Source organism: Polaribacter sp. BAL334 (assembly GCF_015767435.1).
In the GTDB taxonomy this organism is placed as follows: Bacteria; Bacteroidota; Bacteroidia; order Flavobacteriales; family Flavobacteriaceae; genus Polaribacter.
This window is the reverse complement of the sequence record NZ_JADWOV010000255.1, coordinates 82,091-99,539: the sequence shown is the minus strand read 5'-3', so window position 1 is coordinate 99,539 and position 17,449 is coordinate 82,091. Positions and strand designations below refer to the sequence as shown.

At 32.5% G+C, this 17,449-nt stretch carries 14 protein-coding genes; 6 read left to right on the top strand and 8 right to left on the bottom strand.

All coding sequences use genetic code 11. The features are described from left to right. Window positions 1-220: 220 nt before the first annotated feature. Window positions 221-592, bottom strand: a complete 372-nt coding sequence (locus tag IU405_RS04710; protein ID WP_197437458.1) for a hypothetical protein — start codon at window positions 590-592, stop codon at window positions 221-223. A 596-nt stretch (window positions 593-1,188) separates the two neighbouring features. After that, the gene (locus IU405_RS04705; protein WP_197437457.1) at window positions 1,189-1,578 is read right to left on the bottom strand and encodes an HU family DNA-binding protein; all 390 of its coding nucleotides are present in this window, start codon (window positions 1,576-1,578) and stop codon (window positions 1,189-1,191) included. A gap of 903 nt (window positions 1,579-2,481) precedes the next feature. On the opposite strand from IU405_RS04705, the gene IU405_RS04700 reads away from it, so the two are divergent. The 3 genes from IU405_RS04700 to IU405_RS04690 all read left to right on the top strand — a co-directional run bounded on the left by IU405_RS04700 (window position 2,482) and on the right by IU405_RS04690 (window position 7,963). Continuing rightward, window positions 2,482-6,033 carry a choice-of-anchor I family protein gene (locus IU405_RS04700; RefSeq protein ID WP_197437456.1) on the top strand — a complete coding sequence of 1,184 codons (3,552 nt, stop codon included), beginning with the start codon at window positions 2,482-2,484 and terminating at the stop codon, window positions 6,031-6,033. A gap of 362 nt (window positions 6,034-6,395) precedes the next feature. Continuing rightward, window positions 6,396-6,884: a hypothetical protein gene (locus IU405_RS04695; RefSeq protein ID WP_197437455.1), complete on the top strand. Its 489-nt coding sequence runs from the start codon at window positions 6,396-6,398 to the stop codon at window positions 6,882-6,884. Window positions 6,885-7,519: 635 nt separating this feature from the next. Then, window positions 7,520-7,963, top strand: a complete 444-nt coding sequence (locus tag IU405_RS04690) for a hypothetical protein (protein WP_197437454.1) — start codon at window positions 7,520-7,522, stop codon at window positions 7,961-7,963. Between the two features lie 375 nt (window positions 7,964-8,338). On the opposite strand, the gene IU405_RS04685 is transcribed toward IU405_RS04690, so the two are convergent. The 3 genes from IU405_RS04685 to dprA form a co-directional block, all read right to left on the bottom strand. Further along, window positions 8,339-9,991, bottom strand: coding sequence for a sodium/sugar symporter (locus IU405_RS04685; RefSeq protein ID WP_197437453.1), 1,653 nt, complete (start codon window positions 9,989-9,991; stop codon window positions 8,339-8,341). 212 nt (window positions 9,992-10,203) lie between these two features. Further along, window positions 10,204-11,271 (bottom strand): hypothetical protein, encoded by a 1,068-nt coding sequence (locus tag IU405_RS04680; protein WP_197437452.1) that lies wholly within the window; start codon window positions 11,269-11,271, stop codon window positions 10,204-10,206. A gap of 37 nt (window positions 11,272-11,308) precedes the next feature. Continuing rightward, window positions 11,309-12,412 carry a DNA-processing protein DprA gene (gene dprA / locus IU405_RS04675; protein ID WP_197437451.1) on the bottom strand — a complete coding sequence of 368 codons (1,104 nt, stop codon included), beginning with the start codon at window positions 12,410-12,412 and terminating at the stop codon, window positions 11,309-11,311. 93 nt (window positions 12,413-12,505) lie between these two features. On the opposite strand from dprA, the gene IU405_RS04670 reads away from it, so the two are divergent. From IU405_RS04670 to IU405_RS04660, 3 genes are read left to right on the top strand one after another with little or no spacing between them, the layout of a single operon-like run. Next, window positions 12,506-13,411 (top strand): SPOR domain-containing protein, encoded by a 906-nt coding sequence (locus IU405_RS04670; RefSeq protein WP_197437450.1) that lies wholly within the window; start codon window positions 12,506-12,508, stop codon window positions 13,409-13,411. A 42-nt stretch (window positions 13,412-13,453) separates the two neighbouring features. Continuing rightward, window positions 13,454-13,963 (top strand): acyl-CoA thioesterase, encoded by a 510-nt coding sequence (locus tag IU405_RS04665; RefSeq protein ID WP_197437449.1) that lies wholly within the window; start codon window positions 13,454-13,456, stop codon window positions 13,961-13,963. Then, entirely contained in the window at window positions 13,960-14,475 is a 516-nt protein-coding gene (locus IU405_RS04660) for a mechanosensitive ion channel domain-containing protein (RefSeq protein ID WP_197437448.1), read from the top strand. The genes IU405_RS04665 and IU405_RS04660 overlap by 4 nt, the downstream gene beginning before the upstream one ends. Here IU405_RS04660 and IU405_RS04655 read toward each other — a convergent pair. The 3 genes from IU405_RS04655 to IU405_RS04645 are packed head-to-tail and all read right to left on the bottom strand — an operon-like array spanning window position 14,472 to window position 17,449. Then, window positions 14,472-15,695, bottom strand: a complete 1,224-nt coding sequence (locus tag IU405_RS04655) for a murein hydrolase activator EnvC family protein (RefSeq protein ID WP_197437447.1) — start codon at window positions 15,693-15,695, stop codon at window positions 14,472-14,474. The genes IU405_RS04660 and IU405_RS04655 overlap by 4 nt on opposite strands. Beyond that, window positions 15,695-16,465 (bottom strand): DUF4292 domain-containing protein, encoded by a 771-nt coding sequence (locus IU405_RS04650; RefSeq protein ID WP_197437446.1) that lies wholly within the window; start codon window positions 16,463-16,465, stop codon window positions 15,695-15,697. The genes IU405_RS04655 and IU405_RS04650 overlap by 1 nt, the downstream gene beginning before the upstream one ends. Before the next feature lie 3 nt (window positions 16,466-16,468). Then, on the bottom strand, window positions 16,469-17,449 hold the full coding sequence (locus tag IU405_RS04645) for a tetratricopeptide repeat protein (protein ID WP_197437445.1): 981 nt from the start codon (window positions 17,447-17,449) through the stop codon (window positions 16,469-16,471).

Genomic DNA, 17,449 nt, shown 5'->3' with positions numbered 1-17,449 from the left:
TTCATCAATAAAAATTATGATATCGTCTTTAAAATAGTCAAAATAATTCCCCTCTTATTTAAATAAAATTTCTTGTAAGTATTCTATTTTTTCTTCAATGGTTAACATATGCTTGAACTGAATTAAAACATTTTAGCTTGTACAAATATTTGAAATTAAATAAAAAAACCAAACCATTAAAATTCCAACAACCTCCCCAATTCCCCTTTTCAATCCCTCTCTAAGGATTTTTAATCCCTTGGCTTTGCAACACCATTTTAATCAGGGCTTCTGTGGTGTGTAGGCTGTCGCCCAATTCTTTGGCAGACGCGCCTGCTTGGTATTGCTGGGTAATGTGTTGTTTTTCAGCATCTGTCAATGCCTGAAACTCTTGGTTTAGTTCTTCCTGAAAGTTAGTTTGAAACTGTAAAAGGCCATTTACGAGCGTGTTAAATTGGGCTTTGCTTAAACGCGCTTTTTTCTTTTTGCCGTTTTCATCGGGCGTTGTTTCGGTAATTTCTATATAGCTCATGCCATTGGCGTGGTCTATATAGTCAATGTTTACAGGGTTTTTATCGAAGTCTAAGTGGAGGGATTTCTTTGGGTTTTTCATAGTTGGGATTTTTTTTGATTGGTGGGACTAAAATAGTGAAAAAAAATTGTTTTTAGTGTTTTTTTGTTCCACAGTGTTGCACGGAGTTTATCACACCTGCCTACGGCAGGCAGGGGGTTTCACGGTGGTTTTTGTGTCACAGCGTTTCACAAAGTAGGCACACCTGCCTGCGGCAGGCAGGGAGTTTTACGGAGTTTTTTGAATCTTGAACTTAAAATCTTGAACTTATTTTAGCCAAAAGCCAACAACTAACGGCCAATAGCTAGCCGCTATTTTGTTGATAACTTTATTTTTCTAGGGATTGTAAAGCCGTCTTTTTGAAGCGTTTTTTCGATTGATTTTTAGTAGAACCTCTTTTTTTGGGAGGAAAAAAGGGGATGTAAAAAAAATACCTATGTGTTTTATGTACATACGTATGTAAAAAGCAACGCATGCGTATGTGATTGTCAACGCATAGGTATGTGTTTATATTCGTATACGTATGTGTTTTTAGGGGAGTACTATTGTTTTTGGGAGGTTTCAGGGCTTTGAAACAAAAAACCCCAACAGCAAGCTGTTGAGGTTTTTCTTAGTAAAACGTTATCAAAAAATAACGATTACGATTGGCTTATCGAGAACGAAACAGTACCTAAGTTCAAGTTATTTTTCAACCTTTTGTCGGCTATAAAATGCACATGCAAACTTTTGATATTGGTTTGGGTCAACTCGCCTTTCGTGTTTGCCCCTTCCGAACGCACACTCAATTTGAAAGTACCCAACTTATCGAGTTTTACTGTTCTGCCTTGCTTGAGCTCATCAATAACATTGTGTATTAATGATAAGATTACTGCATAACAGTCTCCTTCTCTTACTGTACTTTGATTGGATACCAAGTATGCCAATCGTTCTAAATCTGTTTTACCACTTGTTTTTACTTGGGCAAAAAACTTATTGTCCGCTGCTCTATCTTGAGGATTTGGACGCTCTACTTTATTTATTGAAATCATTTTTTTATTGTATTTAAATTATTATTTGTGGCAACTTTATTTACAGAGGTGTTGCCGACGACTGCCTCTTACCCGTTTCAAAATTCGTTTTTGGATGGTTTCTTTACACCTTGTGCATTGTTTTGAACGATTTTTTCAAAACAAACTTTAGTACCCATTTTTGGGTAAAAAGAAGAAGTTGATGATGGCTGCTCTGTCTTTACAAGTCGATGTTGGTTAGCGGATGCCAACATCTATGATCACTTTAAAAAAATTTTTTATAAAATTTTTTTTGTCATCCCATAAAGATTGCCTAGCTTTGATGTGTCAAGCAAAAGTTAGTTTCTTTATGAGACTACAAAAATCTAAAAAAGTCCAAAACCGCAACGTTTGGGCTTTTTTACATTTGTAAAGATAAAGGGTCTAAAAAGAGCATCAAACCATAGTTATTCACAATTAGTGCAAAGTTTTTAACAATTTTGACTTTTTTATAATCTATTATAATTTTATAAGTAATTGATTTTCAGTTACTTCATTTGTTTTAAAAAAAATATATCAACTAACTTATTGTATTTTAGCGTTTTATGATTTTCGTCTAATTTTATCATTTCAAATGGTATTTTTTTCATTTTTTGGGATACCATAAATACTACCTAACTTATTGTTTTTGTATTAAGAATACATAAACATAATAAAGGATGTCCTCTCATACAAAAAACCTGAAACTGACATTTAATATTTTCGGTTGCAACCTACAGATACTATTGTTGGATTGATGCTTTCAGCAACAACACCACTTTTTTATTCGGTGTTCATTATAAATTAACAATACATTGATGTTTATGGAACAATTTAATGACTTTTACTTAACAGGATATGCACAAAATGTGGGGTAATTTTGGAAGCTAACCAAAAACATATCTTATGAAAATTAAATTTACGCTATTCTTTTGTTTACTATCTTACCTGATGCAAGCACAGTTGTCTACCGCTGGCGATATTGCTTTTGTGGGCTTTAATGCGGATGGTGATGATGACATTGCCTTTGTAACTTTTAAAGACATTCCTGCAAATTCAACCATCCTTTTTTGTGATTCTGAGTGGAATGGCACTAGTTTTGGCACTGATGAAGGTGATTTTACTTGGACTTCTGGAGCTACCGTAATTCCTGCAGGGACTGTGATTACTATCAATAGTTTAAGTGCAACAATTACTCCTTCTGTAGGAAGTATCACTGTAAATAATGCAGGTGGTCTTTCATCTTCTAGCGATGCCATGTTTGCTTTTTTAGGAACATCACCAAGAACTGTTTCTACTATGTTAGCTGCTATTTCTAATTCTTCAACAGGATTTGGAGATTTAACAAATTCAGGGTTAACACTTGGAACTACTGCTATTGTTTTAACAGAAGGTACAGATATTGCTAATTATAATGGTGTTAGAACAGGTTTAGATGCCAATGGTTATTTATCTCAATTAAATAATCCAACCAATTGGCAAGTGGAAGACACTTCAGCAGATGACCACAATAATAGTACAACTCCAGATTTGCCTTTTAACGCAACTCCATTTGTTATTTCTGCTAACGATACTTCTGCACCAACAGTTGCTATTGTAAATGTATTAACTCAAAACACAGTTGAAGTTATTTTCTCAGAAAGTTTAGATCAAGTTTCCGCAGAAACTATTACAAACTATGTTTTTGCTCCAAGTTTAACGATTACGAATGCTGCTTATAATGCAACATTAAATTCAGTTACCTTAACACATTCTGGTTTTACTGAAGGAACTGCATATCAATTAACGGTTAGTAACATTAAAGATACTGCTAACAACTTTTTGACATCTTCTTATGTTAGTCCTAATTTGTTTTATAATGTTTTAACTTCAGGATTGATCATTTCTGAAATTATGTATAATGCACCCTCTGCGAATTCAAATCAATTAGAGTTTATAGAAATTTATAATAACACTACTTCATCCATTGCTTTGGGTGGCATAAAGGTAAAAGACGAAAGTAACTTTACTTTTGAATTTGAAGAATTAAACATTGCAGCTGGTGGTATTGTATTACTGGCAACAGATAAAACAAGTGCTGATGCTTTTTATGGTGTTTCTTTTATTGATTTACCACAAGGAATCAGTAATGCTTTAGGAAATGGTGGTGAAAATATTCAAATCTTAAACTCAACAGGAGCAATTATTAGTCAAGTAACTTATGATGATGCAGCCCCTTGGCCAACTTCCCCAGACGGAAATGGTCCTTCATTGGAATTATTAAATCCTAATGGAAATTTAAATGATGGTACAAATTGGGCACCCGCTACAAATTTAGTAGGACAATCTATTGGTTTAGATGTTTTTGCATCGCCAGGTACTTTTACTCCAATTATTGCTTCCAACATAACTTTTGCTTCCGAAACTACCATTGTAAATGAAAATGATGGAACAGCTACTATCAATTTGAAACTTTCAAACGCTGCTGCATCTATTGTTACGGTTGATGTTTCTGTGATGCTAAATACAGGGACAGCAACTAACGGGTCTCAGTTTTCTTATAACAATGAAACAGTTACGTTTCAGATAGGTGAAACTTCAAAGGATGTTTTAATAACCCTAAACAATGATGCTATTGCACAAGGAGACAGTTACTTTGCTTTGACAATTTCAAACCCTTCTGGCGCAAACATTCAAGGAATTTCAGAAAACCTAATCTATATTCTTGATGATGAAAAAGAGGTTAAAACAGCCTCTAATGCATTAGACATCAGCTTTTTATCAAGCTATTTAGTAGATGCTACTGGTTCTGCAGAAATTGTGGCTCACGATCCTGTTACTCAACGTTTATTTGTAATGAATTCTACTGCCTCTAAAGTAGAAATTTTAAATTTTTCGAATCCTAGTGCTATCACTTCTATTACTTCAGTAGATTTATCGTCTTATGGAATTGGTGGAACAAGCATTGCTTTTAAAAATGGTATTTTAGCTGCCACTGTTGAAGGTGCAGATTATGCCAATGGAAAAGTAGTGTTTATGGATGCTAGTGGAAACATAGGTTCAGTGGTGGAAGCCGGTGTTTTGCCAGATATGATTGCATTTACACCTGATGGAACAAAAGTTTTAACAGCCAATGAAGGCCAACCAAATGGTGATTATACGATTGATCCTGAAGGAAGCATTTCCATCATCAATGTAAGTGGTGGTTTTAACAATGTGCAACAAACGGATGTTACCACTTTAAATTTCAATGCTTTTGATAGTGAGATAGCCACTTTAAAAGCCAATGGATTGAGAGTTTTTGGTATCAATCCAACAGTATCAAAAGATGTTGAGCCAGAATTCATTACTGTAGCTGATGATGGTTTAACAGCTTGGGTAACTTTGCAAGAAAACAATGCCGTGGCTACTATTAATTTAACAACAAATCAAATATCGGCTATCACTCCTCTAGGGCTAAAAGACCATAATGTAGCTGGTAATTCGTTAGACGCATCAGATCAATTTAGTGAAATTTTTATGGCAAATTGGCCTGTAAAAGGGATGTATATGCCTGATGCTATTGCCAATTATACAATAGCTGGAACCACTTATTTGGTAACAGCTAACGAAGGAGATGCAAGAGATTATAATGCATTAGAAGAAGAAGTTCGTGTGGGAAGCAGTGCTTACGTATTAGATCCAACTACTTTTCCCAATGCTGCTTTGCTAAAAAAGAACTCTAATTTAGGAAGATTGACTGTAACAAATGCCACAGGTGATACTGACAATGATGGAGATTTTGATGAAATACATGTATTTGGAACACGTTCATTCAGTATTTGGAATGCAAATACTGGTCAATTGGTGTATGACAGTGGTGATGATTTTGAAAAAATTACAGCTAACGATCCTACATTTGGTGTTTTATTCAATGTTAGTAATGATAATAATAATTTAAAGAACAGAAGTGACAACAAAGGACCTGAACCAGAAGGAATTACTGTAGCAACAATAAATGGTGCTACGTATGCATTTATTACTCTAGAAAGAACTGGTGGAATGATGACCTACGATATTACGAATCCTTCATCACCCGTTTTTGTTTCTTACAAAAACAGTAGAACTACCAACACTGTAGGAGGCGATTTAGCACCAGAAGGCATTATTTATATAGCTCCTTCTGAAAGCCCTGTTTCCAAAGGATTGGTAATTATGGCAAATGAAGTAAGTGCAACTTTAAGTATTTACCAAATAGCGAATGATGTATTGAGTACAGAAAATTTTGAAAACAATGTTACGCCATTTACAGTATATCCAAATCCCGTAAAAGATGGAATGATTTATTTTGATAAAGAAGTTTCCGTAAGTTTATTTGATATTACCGGAAAAAAATTAATTGAAAAACATCATACCACAAGTTTAGAAATCAATTATCCATCTGGAATATATATTCTTAAAACTAATGATGGCATGGTTAAAAAAGTGATTAAACAATAAAAGTAAAATTAAGTCCCCTGAATTAAAAGACCTTTCGTAAGAGAGGTCTTTTTTTTAGAAGCTACCCTTTGTAAAAGTTGCTATTTTTGAGTTGATTTTGTATAAATACAGTTGGATATAGTTTATATTTTTTAGGATTACATATTTTGCTTGTATAATTAAACAACACCTTTTGAAAAACATTAACTGATACTCTGTTTCAATATTTTATTATAAATACTTAGAATGAATCTGAAAAAAATAGTGATTCGCCCATTAATTGCGCATCGTTTTCTATCCTTGCTCAAGTAGTTTCTGTTTTGTAATTTTGCCATTGTTTTATTGAAAACAGTAATTTCACTTTATTTATAGCTTAGTAGCCTATGGTTCTTACTCCTTTTTTTATTGTTATGTTGCTCATCACTTTTGTGTTGGTATGGCTTTTTGTTAGAACTATTGACGAGCGCAAATGGCTCAACATATTAGTGAGTGTGGTGTTGACGCCTGTGGTGTATTTTTATATTTTTTATCCGTTGTTGAATATTTTCAGCTCGTATCATCATGAAAAACATTTTGATGCGGCTGCTTGGAAATCGAAACCTGCATTGCGCTATGAAATGAGCAATGAGATTGTGGGGAATGATCTATTTAAAGGCAAGACCAAAAGTGAAGTAAAAGCTCTTTTGGGTACTAGCGAATGGTATGGTTGGGATGACAGCATCAAAGCGAATTCTCCTGATAAATGGAATTACAATTTAGGCTTTAAACCTGGTGCCATGAACTTGCAACAAGAATGCCTAGAATTGATTTTTAAGAATGATGTGGTGGTGAAAAGTTGGCAATATCAGATGGATAAGGGGAAGTTTGAGTGATAGTCGAATATCGATGGTCGATATTCGTTAGAGGTTAGAGGTTAGAAGTTAGAAGTTAGAAAAAGAGGCTGAAAGAGTATCCTTTTAGTCTATTTTTATTTTACTTGATTTTGATTTGGAAATGATAAAATAGGCTACTCTTTTGCATATTATTTTCCGAAATTTAAGGACATAAAGAAAATTATTAGGAGTTGTATTTTCAATATGATTTAAAATATTTATATCATACTTAGTTCAAAATACATTTGGTTACCTATAAAATTCAACAGAGAAATTCCCTATTTGACATGAGAGGCAACTTGGGATTTGGGGGTTTCTGGGGAGTGAGTTTCATTGAAATATATTTTTGCAACCTGTTGGGTGTAATCGAATTTTAAAATGAAATTGCCACGAATTCACGGATTTTTTATAACTATGAATCCTATAAATTTGAATTTTCATCAAAGATGAAAAAAATTATGGAGATGAAATCTTTAAAATTGGTGAATTCTTCGCAAAAAAATCTAATCTACTATCCAATAAAATAATTTCATACAACAGATGATCAATATACTATTTCTTTTTTAATATGATTTAAATAAGGTAATATTGCATCAAAGGAAACTATTTATCTTTCAATAAAGAAAAAACAAAAAATGCAAAACCGTTTTCAAGATCAAAACTTACGCCTCAAAGATTTCCAAGAAGAAGTGGCTGTGACTTGCCCTAAATGTGAAAAGAAAGCGCAAGCAACTGTCAATTTTGAAGAAAAGAAAGCCAAACTAGTTTGTAGTCATTGTGGATTTTATGAATCAAAATCGACACTTTTAACCCATTTAGGATTCGCAGCTCATTTTCAAACCTCAGCTGATAGCTATTTTGATGCGAATCTTTGGTATGCATCCTCTTTTAAAAATGATTACTTTTTTGCTTATAATGAGGCTCATTTGTTGTATTTGGAACAATATATTGGTGCTAAATTGCGCGAACACAAAGACCGTTCGCATTTTACTTTGTTGGAAAAATTACCCAAATTTTATCACGAAGCAAAAAATAGAGAAGCCTTATTGAAGTTGATTGAGAAACTTAAGAAAAAGTGATTTTTAGGAATTTCTATTTTTAAAAAAATTAGACGCTAATTCCTCGAATTAAATTCTTTTAAAAATATTTCACCAAAATGTATCCGCGACAATTCGTGAAATTTATGTCCAAAAAATCTGACACTAATTGCACTAATTCCTCGAATTACAATCAATTAAATATATTTCACCAAACCAAATTTGTGAAAATCTGTGAAATTCGTGTCTCAAAAAATCTGACACTAATTGCACTAATTTCACGAATTAAATTCTTTTAAAAATATTTCACCAAAATGTATCCGTGACAATACGTGAAATTCGTGTCTAAAAAAAACCATAAAAAAACACGTTGCTTTTATCAAACAACGTGTTTTTTAGTTTGTAAAAATGGAATTATTAATTCCAAAAAGCTGCGTACAATGCTACCAATATTAGAATGATTGCAAACGAACCAATATTGAATAATGGACTTGTTTTAAACAATTCTTTGGTAATATCAATTCCTTTTTTATCATCTGCACCTTTGTGTTGAAAGTAACTTACCAAACCAATGACCAACATTGTTAATAATAAGGTATATCCCATTTGATCCATAAAAGGCACATCTACAAACAATGAACTTGTTGACCATCCTTTGGGTGCTACTTTAAAATACATGGCAATTGGAATGGATACCAATGCTCCAATAATTGCCCCTTTGTTCGTGGTTTTTTTCCAGAACAATCCTAATAAAAATACGGCTAAAATCCCTGGACTTACCACGCCTGTATATTCTTGTATGAATTGAAATGCTTGGTCTAAGTTTCCTAATAATGGCGCCATGATACACGCAATAATCAAAGCAACAAAAGCAGAAATTCTACCCATATTTACAGTCGCTTTATCAGAAGCTGTTTTATTGATGTATTGTTTGTAAATATCCATTGTAAAAATGGTTGAAGTAGAATTCAACATCGAAGCTAAAGAAGATACAATAGCTGCTGCTAAAGCTGCAAATGCCACTCCTTTCAATCCTGTTGGTAAAAATTGTAACAACCATGGATATGCCTTATCAGCTTGTTCTGCTGTTGGTAAATTTTCCAATCCTGCAGCTCCTAATCTTGCCATAATTTCAGGGTCATTGACCATTACATAAGCCGCAATTCCAGGAATTACTACGATTAATGGAATTACTAATTTTAATCCAGCTGCAAATAAAATTCCTTTTTGTGCTTCTTTTAATGATTTTGCTGCCAAGGTTCTTTGGATGATGTATTGATTAAAACCCCAATAATACAAGTTCGCAACCCACATTCCTCCAACTAAAACTGCAATTCCTGGTAAGTTTTTATACTCAGGATTTGTTTCGTCCAAAATCATGGCAAATCGTTCAGGAACAGCTTCATAAATAGTCGTTAATCCCGCAAACATTCCTTGTCCATCTGAAACGGTATTTAAGGCTAAATAGGTGGTTACTAATCCTCCAATCACTAAAAAAACTACCTGAATCACATCTGTCCAAGCCACTGCAGAAAGTCCACCATACAATGAATATGCAGCTGCAAACAATGCCAATCCAATCACACCATACATCATAGGAACTCCCATAATGGTTTCTAATGCCAATGAACCTAAATACAACACTGTAGTTAAGTTTACAAATACATATAATGCAATCCAAAAAACGGCTAAAATGGTTTTTAAATTGGTAGAATATCTTTTCTCCACAAATTCAGGAATGGTGTACAATCCTTTTTCAATGAAAATAGGTAAGAAATATTTCCCTACAATAATTAAGGTGATGGCTGCCATCCATTCATAAGATGCAATGGCTAATCCTGATGCAAATCCAGAACCAGACATTCCAATGAATTGTTCTGCAGAGATATTTGCTGCAATTAACGAGGCTCCAATTGCCCACCAAGGCAATGATTTACTGGCTAAGAAGTAATCTTCGGCATTTTTTTGATGCCCTTTTTTGTCTCTAGAAACCCATAATCCTACGCCTAAAATCAAGATAGCATAGGCTATAAAGATGGCGTAATCTAACATTTCAAAACTTGCTGTCATAGAATAAAAAATTAATTTAGTTGGTTGTAAATTTAGATATTAGTTGTAAACGAGTGCAATATCCATATTTTTGATAAGAAAATCTCCTATTTATTCCATTTTTTTAGGTTATATCACTCGTTTATCATAAAAAAATCATACAAATATAAATGCTTTTTTCAAAATGAAAGGGGTTATTATAGTCCAAAAAGGGGCACAAAGTAAGATGAATCTTAAAAAAGTTCTTTATTACTGATGTCTAAATAATTTCTTTTTACAAATGCCAATATACTTTCAAGAATATCGCCCATATTTTCACATTCTCTAAACTTGATGTCACTCGTATAATCCTCCACTTGTTTTTTCAATTTGATCACATTTTCTGGAAAAGAAATGGTATCATTCTTCATGCAATGTAACAAACTTGCAATTCTTAGGGGATACATGATCATCCTTTTTGCCATGAAGGAACGCTCTTCAATTTTGTATTGTATGATAGAACTGTTTTTCAATTTATGACCAATCATTTCCATCATTTTTCTATTTTCTTTCATGAATTGAAGGTCATATACTTTTAAATTTCCTTCAAATGATTGCTGGTCAAAATCGATGGCTCTAATTTTATATACGATTTGGTCAAAATCGTGAATAGGTGCAATCACATAATTGTAAGAACGCATATCTCCTAATAAACGCACCAAACAACGCTCTTTGAACTTCACAAATTCTTTGGCAATCTGCGATTTCTCCGATTCAGAACATTTTGGTAAAAAATCCCTAATAAAAACATCTCCTGCAATTCCTGAAATGTGTTCTTCAATCAGTGTATCTTTATAGATTAGAAAATTGATGCTATGAGGTGATAAAATATGTTCTAATTCCAATCCATACACTCTAGATGCATCTGCTTTTTTTACATAAAAATACGTGTAATTGTCATTGAGAATATTTCTGATTTTGATTCTAAAAGGTTTTGAATTTCCAAAAGTGCAGTAATCAATGGCATCTACATTTAAAAAAGGAATGGTGTCTTCATTTCCATCAGAATGAAGCAAAGTGTAGATTTTTTTTAAACACAAGTCAATTTCTTCCCTTTCAAATTCAGAAAAATAGGTTCTTACCCAAAGTGTGTCATCATCATTTTTATCATACACAATGACACATCCATGAAAACGCAACAAATCATCATAAAAAATAGGGATTTTGATACTCCTATTGTGTTCTGTTAAATAGTTATTTAACAAAGTACTGACAGGAAATGTTGGTTTCTTTTTGGATATTAATTTTTCGTCAGAAGACATGATTGTTTTTTTTGAATTGGTTCAAAAATAAGGATTATTATGCAAGTTCAAACATCTTTCCTGGCAAAGGTTTTGTAATTCCTTTGAGTTCCATTTGCAATAAAACCGAGGATAATTGATACATGGGAATGTTACAATCCAACGAAATTTGATCTAACAATTGTTTTCCTTGCGCTTTCAAATGATTGTAAATGGTTTGCTCTTGGTCTGTTAACATGATGAAAAGTTCTTGTTGAATGGCTTTTTGTGGTTTTGAAATCACATCCCAATTGAGCATTTTTACAATATCATTGCTAGATGTCAACAAAACGGCTTGGTGGTTTTTAATCAAGTTATTACAACCTTTGCTATACAAATCTGATGTTCTTCCTGGCAATGCAAACACCTCTCTGTCATAAGAATTGGCAATATCTGCAGTAACTAACGAGCCTCCTTTTTCAGCACTTTCTATGATAATAGTGGCTTGAGAAATTCCAGCGACAATGCGATTTCTTCTTAAAAAATTTTCTCGTAACGGATTTTCTTCAAAGCCAAATTCGGTATAAAATCCGCCATTTTCCATTACTTGACGCATGTATTTTTTATGCACTTTTGGGTAAATTTGTTCAAATCCGTGTGCCAAAACGGCTATGGTTTGCAACCCATTTTTCATAGCTGCTTTGTGTGCACAAATATCCACTCCATACGCAAATCCACTTACAATAATAGGATTGTAAGCCGTCAATTCTTCAATCATTTTTTCGCAAAAATCCTTTCCATAGGTACTCATATTTCTAGTTCCTACAATGGACAGTATTTTCGTATTTTCTAAATTGATATTCCCATCTTTGAATAATACAATAGGACTGTCAATACATTGATGTAGGTTTTTTGGATAATTTGCATCCAAAAAATAGACTACTTCATAGTTATTTTGCTCAATAAATGCGAGTTCTTGTTCGGCTAATTTGATATTTTCTTTATCAAACAAATGTTGAATGGCAAAACTTCCAATTCCATGAATTTTTTGCAATGTGGAGGTTTTTTCTTTAAAAAGCTGTTCAATATCACCAACAGCCACAATGAGTTTTTTTGCTAAAATATCGCCAATTGCTTTGCTTTTTTGCAACCGCAGAATGGCTAGTAATTTCTCTTTTTCCAAGTTGTTCAATTTTAACGAACAAGATATAGAATTTTGTTGATAAATTTTTAGTGATTTTCTTTAAAAAAAAAACAAAAAAACTATATTTGTTTTATGAATTTAGAAACTTACATTAAAAATTTATTATATAGATACGATTGCGTGATTGTTCCTGATTTTGGCGGATTTGTGACCAAAAGAATCAGCGCAAAAGTCAATGAAGCAACTCATCAATTTTTTCCACCATCAAAACAGCTTTCTTTCAATAGAAATTTGAATAATAATGATGGGTTATTAGCGAATTATATCGCTTCTGTTGAAAATATTTCTTTCGAAAAAGCATCAAATGCCATTGCTTTATCCGTCATTAAATGGCAAAATGAAATTCAGACAAAACCTATTGTTTTAGAAACAATAGGGATATTAAGATTGAATGAAAATCGTCAAATTATTTTTGAACCGACAACCTATGTTAACTTTTTGTCAGAATCATTTGGTTTGCATTCTTTTGAAAGTTCAGCCATTAAAAGATACAAACAAGAAGTTAAAAATATCATTCCAGAAGTAACCAATAAGGATAAAAAAGGCTTTCCTATTTTTATAAAATATGCTGCCTCTGCTGCCATTTTAGTAGCACTAGGAATTTCTTTATATTCAAATAACGAAACAACTGTTCAGAAAGAAGTATTTGCCAAACAGCAAAAAGCGCTAGAGAAAAAAATCCAAACAGCTACTTTTGTCATTTCAAATCCATTACCAACCATTGATTTGACTGTTGCCCAAGAACTTCCAAAACAATTTCATGTGGTTGCAGGCGCCTTTCAAATCCCAGAAAATGCAGAAAGAAAAGTGGCGCAATTGAAAGCTGAAGGACATGATGCCTCTATCATTGGTATGAATAAATGGGGATTAACTCAAGTTGTTTTTGCTAGTTTTTCTGATAAAAATGACGCTACAAACTATTTATACAAGATTCAAAATTCGACTTCAAAAGACGCTTGGTTGCTTATTAAAAACTAGTTTTTTAATTCGTTGATACCTATCTTTGCAGAAATTTTTTTAATGGACGCAAAAACACCCAACGATTCTTTGACAATTCTTACAGATTTAGTATTGCCTGGAGAAACCAATTATTTGGACAACCTTTTTGGAGGAGAATTATTGGCAAGAATGGACAGAGCTTGTAGTATTGCTGCAAGACGTCATTCTAGGAGAATTGTAGTTACAGCCTCTGTAAATCATGTAGCTTTTAACAAATCTGTTCCTGTGGGAAGTGTGGTTATTTTAGAAGCAAAAGTTTCGAGAGCGTTTAAAACTTCGATGGAAATTTATGTAGATGTTTGGATTGAAGACCGTCAATCAGGACAAAAAACGAAAGTCAATGAGGGAATTTATACCTTTGTGGCTGTTGATGAAACTGGAAAACCTGTTCATATTCCTCAAATTATTCCTGAAACTGAGTTAGAAAAAGAGCGTTTTGATGGTGCATTGCGAAGAAAACAGCTCAGTTTGATATTAGCCGGAAAATTAAACCCCAATGAAGCAACTGAATTAAAAGCATTGTTTATATGAAAGAATTGCAAGAATTTTTCGTCAATTTCAAAACTATTGAATCCATCATTGTGATTGCTTTAGGTACTTTATTGCGAATTTTGGCTACAAAATCGCTGACCAATGTTCGTAAGAAATTTGGATTTCAAAAAAATAGAGTTTTAATCATAAACAAAATAATTACCCTTCAAATTTATGCATCTGTTGTCATCATCATTGCTTTTATTTGGGGAGTGAATGAAGAAGAATTATTCCTATTTATTTCGTCATTTTTAACGATTTTGGGGATTGCTTTTTTTGCACAGTGGTCTATATTATCCAATATTACTGCAGGATTGATTCTCTTTGTAAATTATCCTGTAAAAATTGGTGACACCATTACAATCCTTGAAAAAGACAATGATATTAGCGGTGAAATTAAAGATATTGGTGCTTTTTTTATCACACTTCAAACAAAGGAAAAGGAATATATAACCGTTCCAAATTCAATTATTTTACAAAAAAACATCAAGTTTCAACACACAGACTTTTAGCGTGGTAATATCCATTCAGCAGGATTCAAACGAGTAGTATTTTTAAACACCACAAAAATAAGGGTTGATTTGTTAGAGAGTTTATCTGTAAATATTTGCCCAATTCGTTGACCTGTAACGACTTTATCTCCTTTTTTTACTAATAAATTTTCTAAATTATTGTACGAAGAGATAAAATTTCCGTGACGAATCAACACATTTTTCACACCTCCTGAACCCACTAACACATTCATTACTTCGCCATTAAAAATCGTATTTGCATAACTTCCATTGCTTGTTACTATATGCAAACCAGAGCTGGTAATGGTAATTCCAGGAAAGGTTGGATGAGGTTGGTCTCCAAATTTACGCACCACAATTCCCTCTTTTACAGGCCAAGGCAATCTTCCTTTATTACTCGCAAATTCATTCGCCAAAGCTTTTGCTGCTGGTGTTAGAAAAAACTCATCTTTGGTTGCTTTCACATCCTTTTTAACAATTTTTCGATTCGCTTTTTCAATTTCTTCTTTGATTAATTTGTCAATTTTAGCAACAATCAATTTCTCATCATTGATTCTTTTTTGAATGTCTTTTTTGTATTGTTTCTCTTTCTTTTTGATGATTACTAAAAAATTTTCCTGTTTCAATTTATCCAATTCCATCTGCTTTTTCTCTTCTTCTTCAGATGCCAGCAAGGTTTCCTTTTCACGTTTTTGAACGGTTAATGCATCAAAAAGTTTTTTAACTTCTAATGATTGTACCACAATTTCTTCGCCTTGTTTTTTTCGAAAAGAAGTATATTGTTTCATATATTCCAATCGTTTGTAAGCTTGATAAAAATTTTGTGAAGACAAGATAAACATCAATCTACTTTGTTGCGATTTACTTCGATAAGATTTGTAAATCATATCCCCATAATCTGCTTTTAAGTCTGTCAATTTTTTATTTAACTTGTTTAATTCTCGTTGTTTCTCAGTGATTTCAATGGATAACAATAGTGCTTCTTGCTGAATTGTGGCAATTAATTTGTTTCTGACTTCAATTTTTTGTTTGATGTCTTTCAAATCATCCATAGCATTTTGCTCCTTTTTTTTCTCATTAAAAAGCAATTTATTGAGCTGCACAATTTCTGCTTGGTATTTTTTTCGTTGTTCTTCAAGTTGTTTTCTGGTTTGTCCAAAACTTGAAAAACCTATCAACAAAAAAATAAAAAAAAGGAAGTAAACGGACTTTATTTTCATTAGAATTCTATTCTTTTATACCCTTTTGGAATCTCAAAAAGAGGCGTAAATGTAGTGTCAAAAACAACAGATTTATAGATTAAATCGATGTTTGTTATAGTGCTTTCTGATTTCGCAATGATTTTTATTTCTTCAGGAAAAAGTGTTTTATCAATAAAATTATATCCTGTATACCTCATATCCAAACGCATTTTTTTTGCGTCATTTACGATGGTTTGTTTTTCTAATTTAAAATGTGACGGATTGATTGTAAAGAAAATATCAAATATGGCCGCTTGTTTTTCAGGCGATAAAACATAGGTATTATCGACAATTTCCAATTGTTGTTTTTCCTTTTTTAGGTTTTGCAAGGCTTGTCCTAAAAACAAGTTTTGAAGCTGTTCAAAGTTGATTTCAACACCCAATAATTCTTCAATTAATGAAAAATCTCCTTCAAAATAATTTTTTGCAAAAGGCGAATAATAACTCACTGAAGTAGGTGTAATTTTCGCTTTAAAAACGGTAATAAATTTAGTCCCCTTGATATGAATAACTTTGTCTTTTTCGATTTGTAAATTCACAGTCAAACTCTGATTTGTTTTGCCATTATCAAAATTCACTTTCAATTTTGCATCAATCGTTTTTTTATCAAAATGCGCATCCACATGCTTTTTAGCCACTTTTTTAGCGGAAGTTTCGGAAGCTATTGCCGTTTTTTCAATCATGCTTTTAGTGCTTTTGCAAGAAGTGAATACAAATATAAAAATGACAATCCTAATTATAAATTTCATGTTTTAAATTTTCAAATTGGTTGCTTTTTGTTCGAATTTTTTCTCTTCAATCGAATTTCCTAAACCTTTAAAGGCTTTTGCCATTTCAATATAAAACTCCTTTTCCATGGATGTTTCAATCACAAAATCCAAACCATTTTTTAATGAATTCAGCGCTTTTTGAAACTCTTTTTTAGAAATCAATGCCTTTCCATATTGCAAATACACAAAAGGTTGTTCAGGAAAAAGAGTTATTCCCTCTTTGCTAAACTTCAACAAATCATCCATATTATTGTCGGATTTTTGTAGAATCTTTTCCAAAATCTCATACGATTTGTTATTTTCAAATTGACCTTTTAATCCTTCTACATCGTCTAATTTTATCTCTTTTACATCTGGAACTTTCGAATTGTCCAACCTATTTTTTAACGAAACAAACTCTGATGACAAGACAGATTCCTTTTCTAAAATTGATACTAACGCCAATGCCTCTTTCAATTGATTGTTCATCAAATACAATCTCACCAAATTTTCCCGTTCTTTTGGATTGATGGTTGCAATTTTTTGTTGTGTTTTTATAGCTTCTGAAAAGTTAGATTCGCGGTCATAAATGGCGACTAAATGCTTTAACATCCAACTATTTTCAGGCTCTTTTTGCAAGGCTCTTTGAATGTATTCTTTTGCTAAGGCAGTATTATTAAGAGCGAAATAGTTTTTTGAAAACTCAAAAAATACAGCTACTTGATTTTCTATAATTTGATTGCAACTTTCCAAGTTTTCAATCGCTTTTTGATAATTTTCTATCGATTTTTCAGACAATGCTTTGAAGAAAAATTCCTGAAACTGTATTGATTTTTCTTCGGTCAAATCCTTTTTATCTGGAATACTGTCTTGAGAAAATACCTTTGAATTGCCTAAAATTAGCCATACAAAAAACAAGAAAAACAGCATCTCTGCATATTTTTTCTTACCAGAATAAACTTGTAAAGCTAGTTTTTGAATCAT

Coding starts and splice junctions, on each gene's coding strand:
- IU405_RS04645 (WP_197437445.1), bottom strand. CDS start 17,449: ATGATTCAAAAACTAGCTTTACAAGTTTATTCTGGTAAGAAAAAATAT.
- IU405_RS04680 (WP_197437452.1), bottom strand. CDS start 11,271: ATGTCTTCTGACGAAAAATTAATATCCAAAAAGAAACCAACATTTCCT.
- IU405_RS04710 (WP_197437458.1), bottom strand. CDS start 592: ATGAAAAACCCAAAGAAATCCCTCCACTTAGACTTCGATAAAAACCCT.
- IU405_RS04665 (WP_197437449.1), top strand. CDS start 13,454: ATGGACGCAAAAACACCCAACGATTCTTTGACAATTCTTACAGATTTA.
- IU405_RS04695 (WP_197437455.1), top strand. CDS start 6,396: ATGGTTCTTACTCCTTTTTTTATTGTTATGTTGCTCATCACTTTTGTG.
- IU405_RS04650 (WP_197437446.1), bottom strand. CDS start 16,465: ATGAAATTTATAATTAGGATTGTCATTTTTATATTTGTATTCACTTCT.
- IU405_RS04690 (WP_197437454.1), top strand. CDS start 7,520: ATGCAAAACCGTTTTCAAGATCAAAACTTACGCCTCAAAGATTTCCAA.
- IU405_RS04705 (WP_197437457.1), bottom strand. CDS start 1,578: ATGATTTCAATAAATAAAGTAGAGCGTCCAAATCCTCAAGATAGAGCA.
- IU405_RS04660 (WP_197437448.1), top strand. CDS start 13,960: ATGAAAGAATTGCAAGAATTTTTCGTCAATTTCAAAACTATTGAATCC.
- IU405_RS04685 (WP_197437453.1), bottom strand. CDS start 9,991: ATGACAGCAAGTTTTGAAATGTTAGATTACGCCATCTTTATAGCCTAT.
- IU405_RS04670 (WP_197437450.1), top strand. CDS start 12,506: ATGAATTTAGAAACTTACATTAAAAATTTATTATATAGATACGATTGC.
- IU405_RS04655 (WP_197437447.1), bottom strand. CDS start 15,695: ATGAAAATAAAGTCCGTTTACTTCCTTTTTTTTATTTTTTTGTTGATA.
- IU405_RS04700 (WP_197437456.1), top strand. CDS start 2,482: ATGAAAATTAAATTTACGCTATTCTTTTGTTTACTATCTTACCTGATG.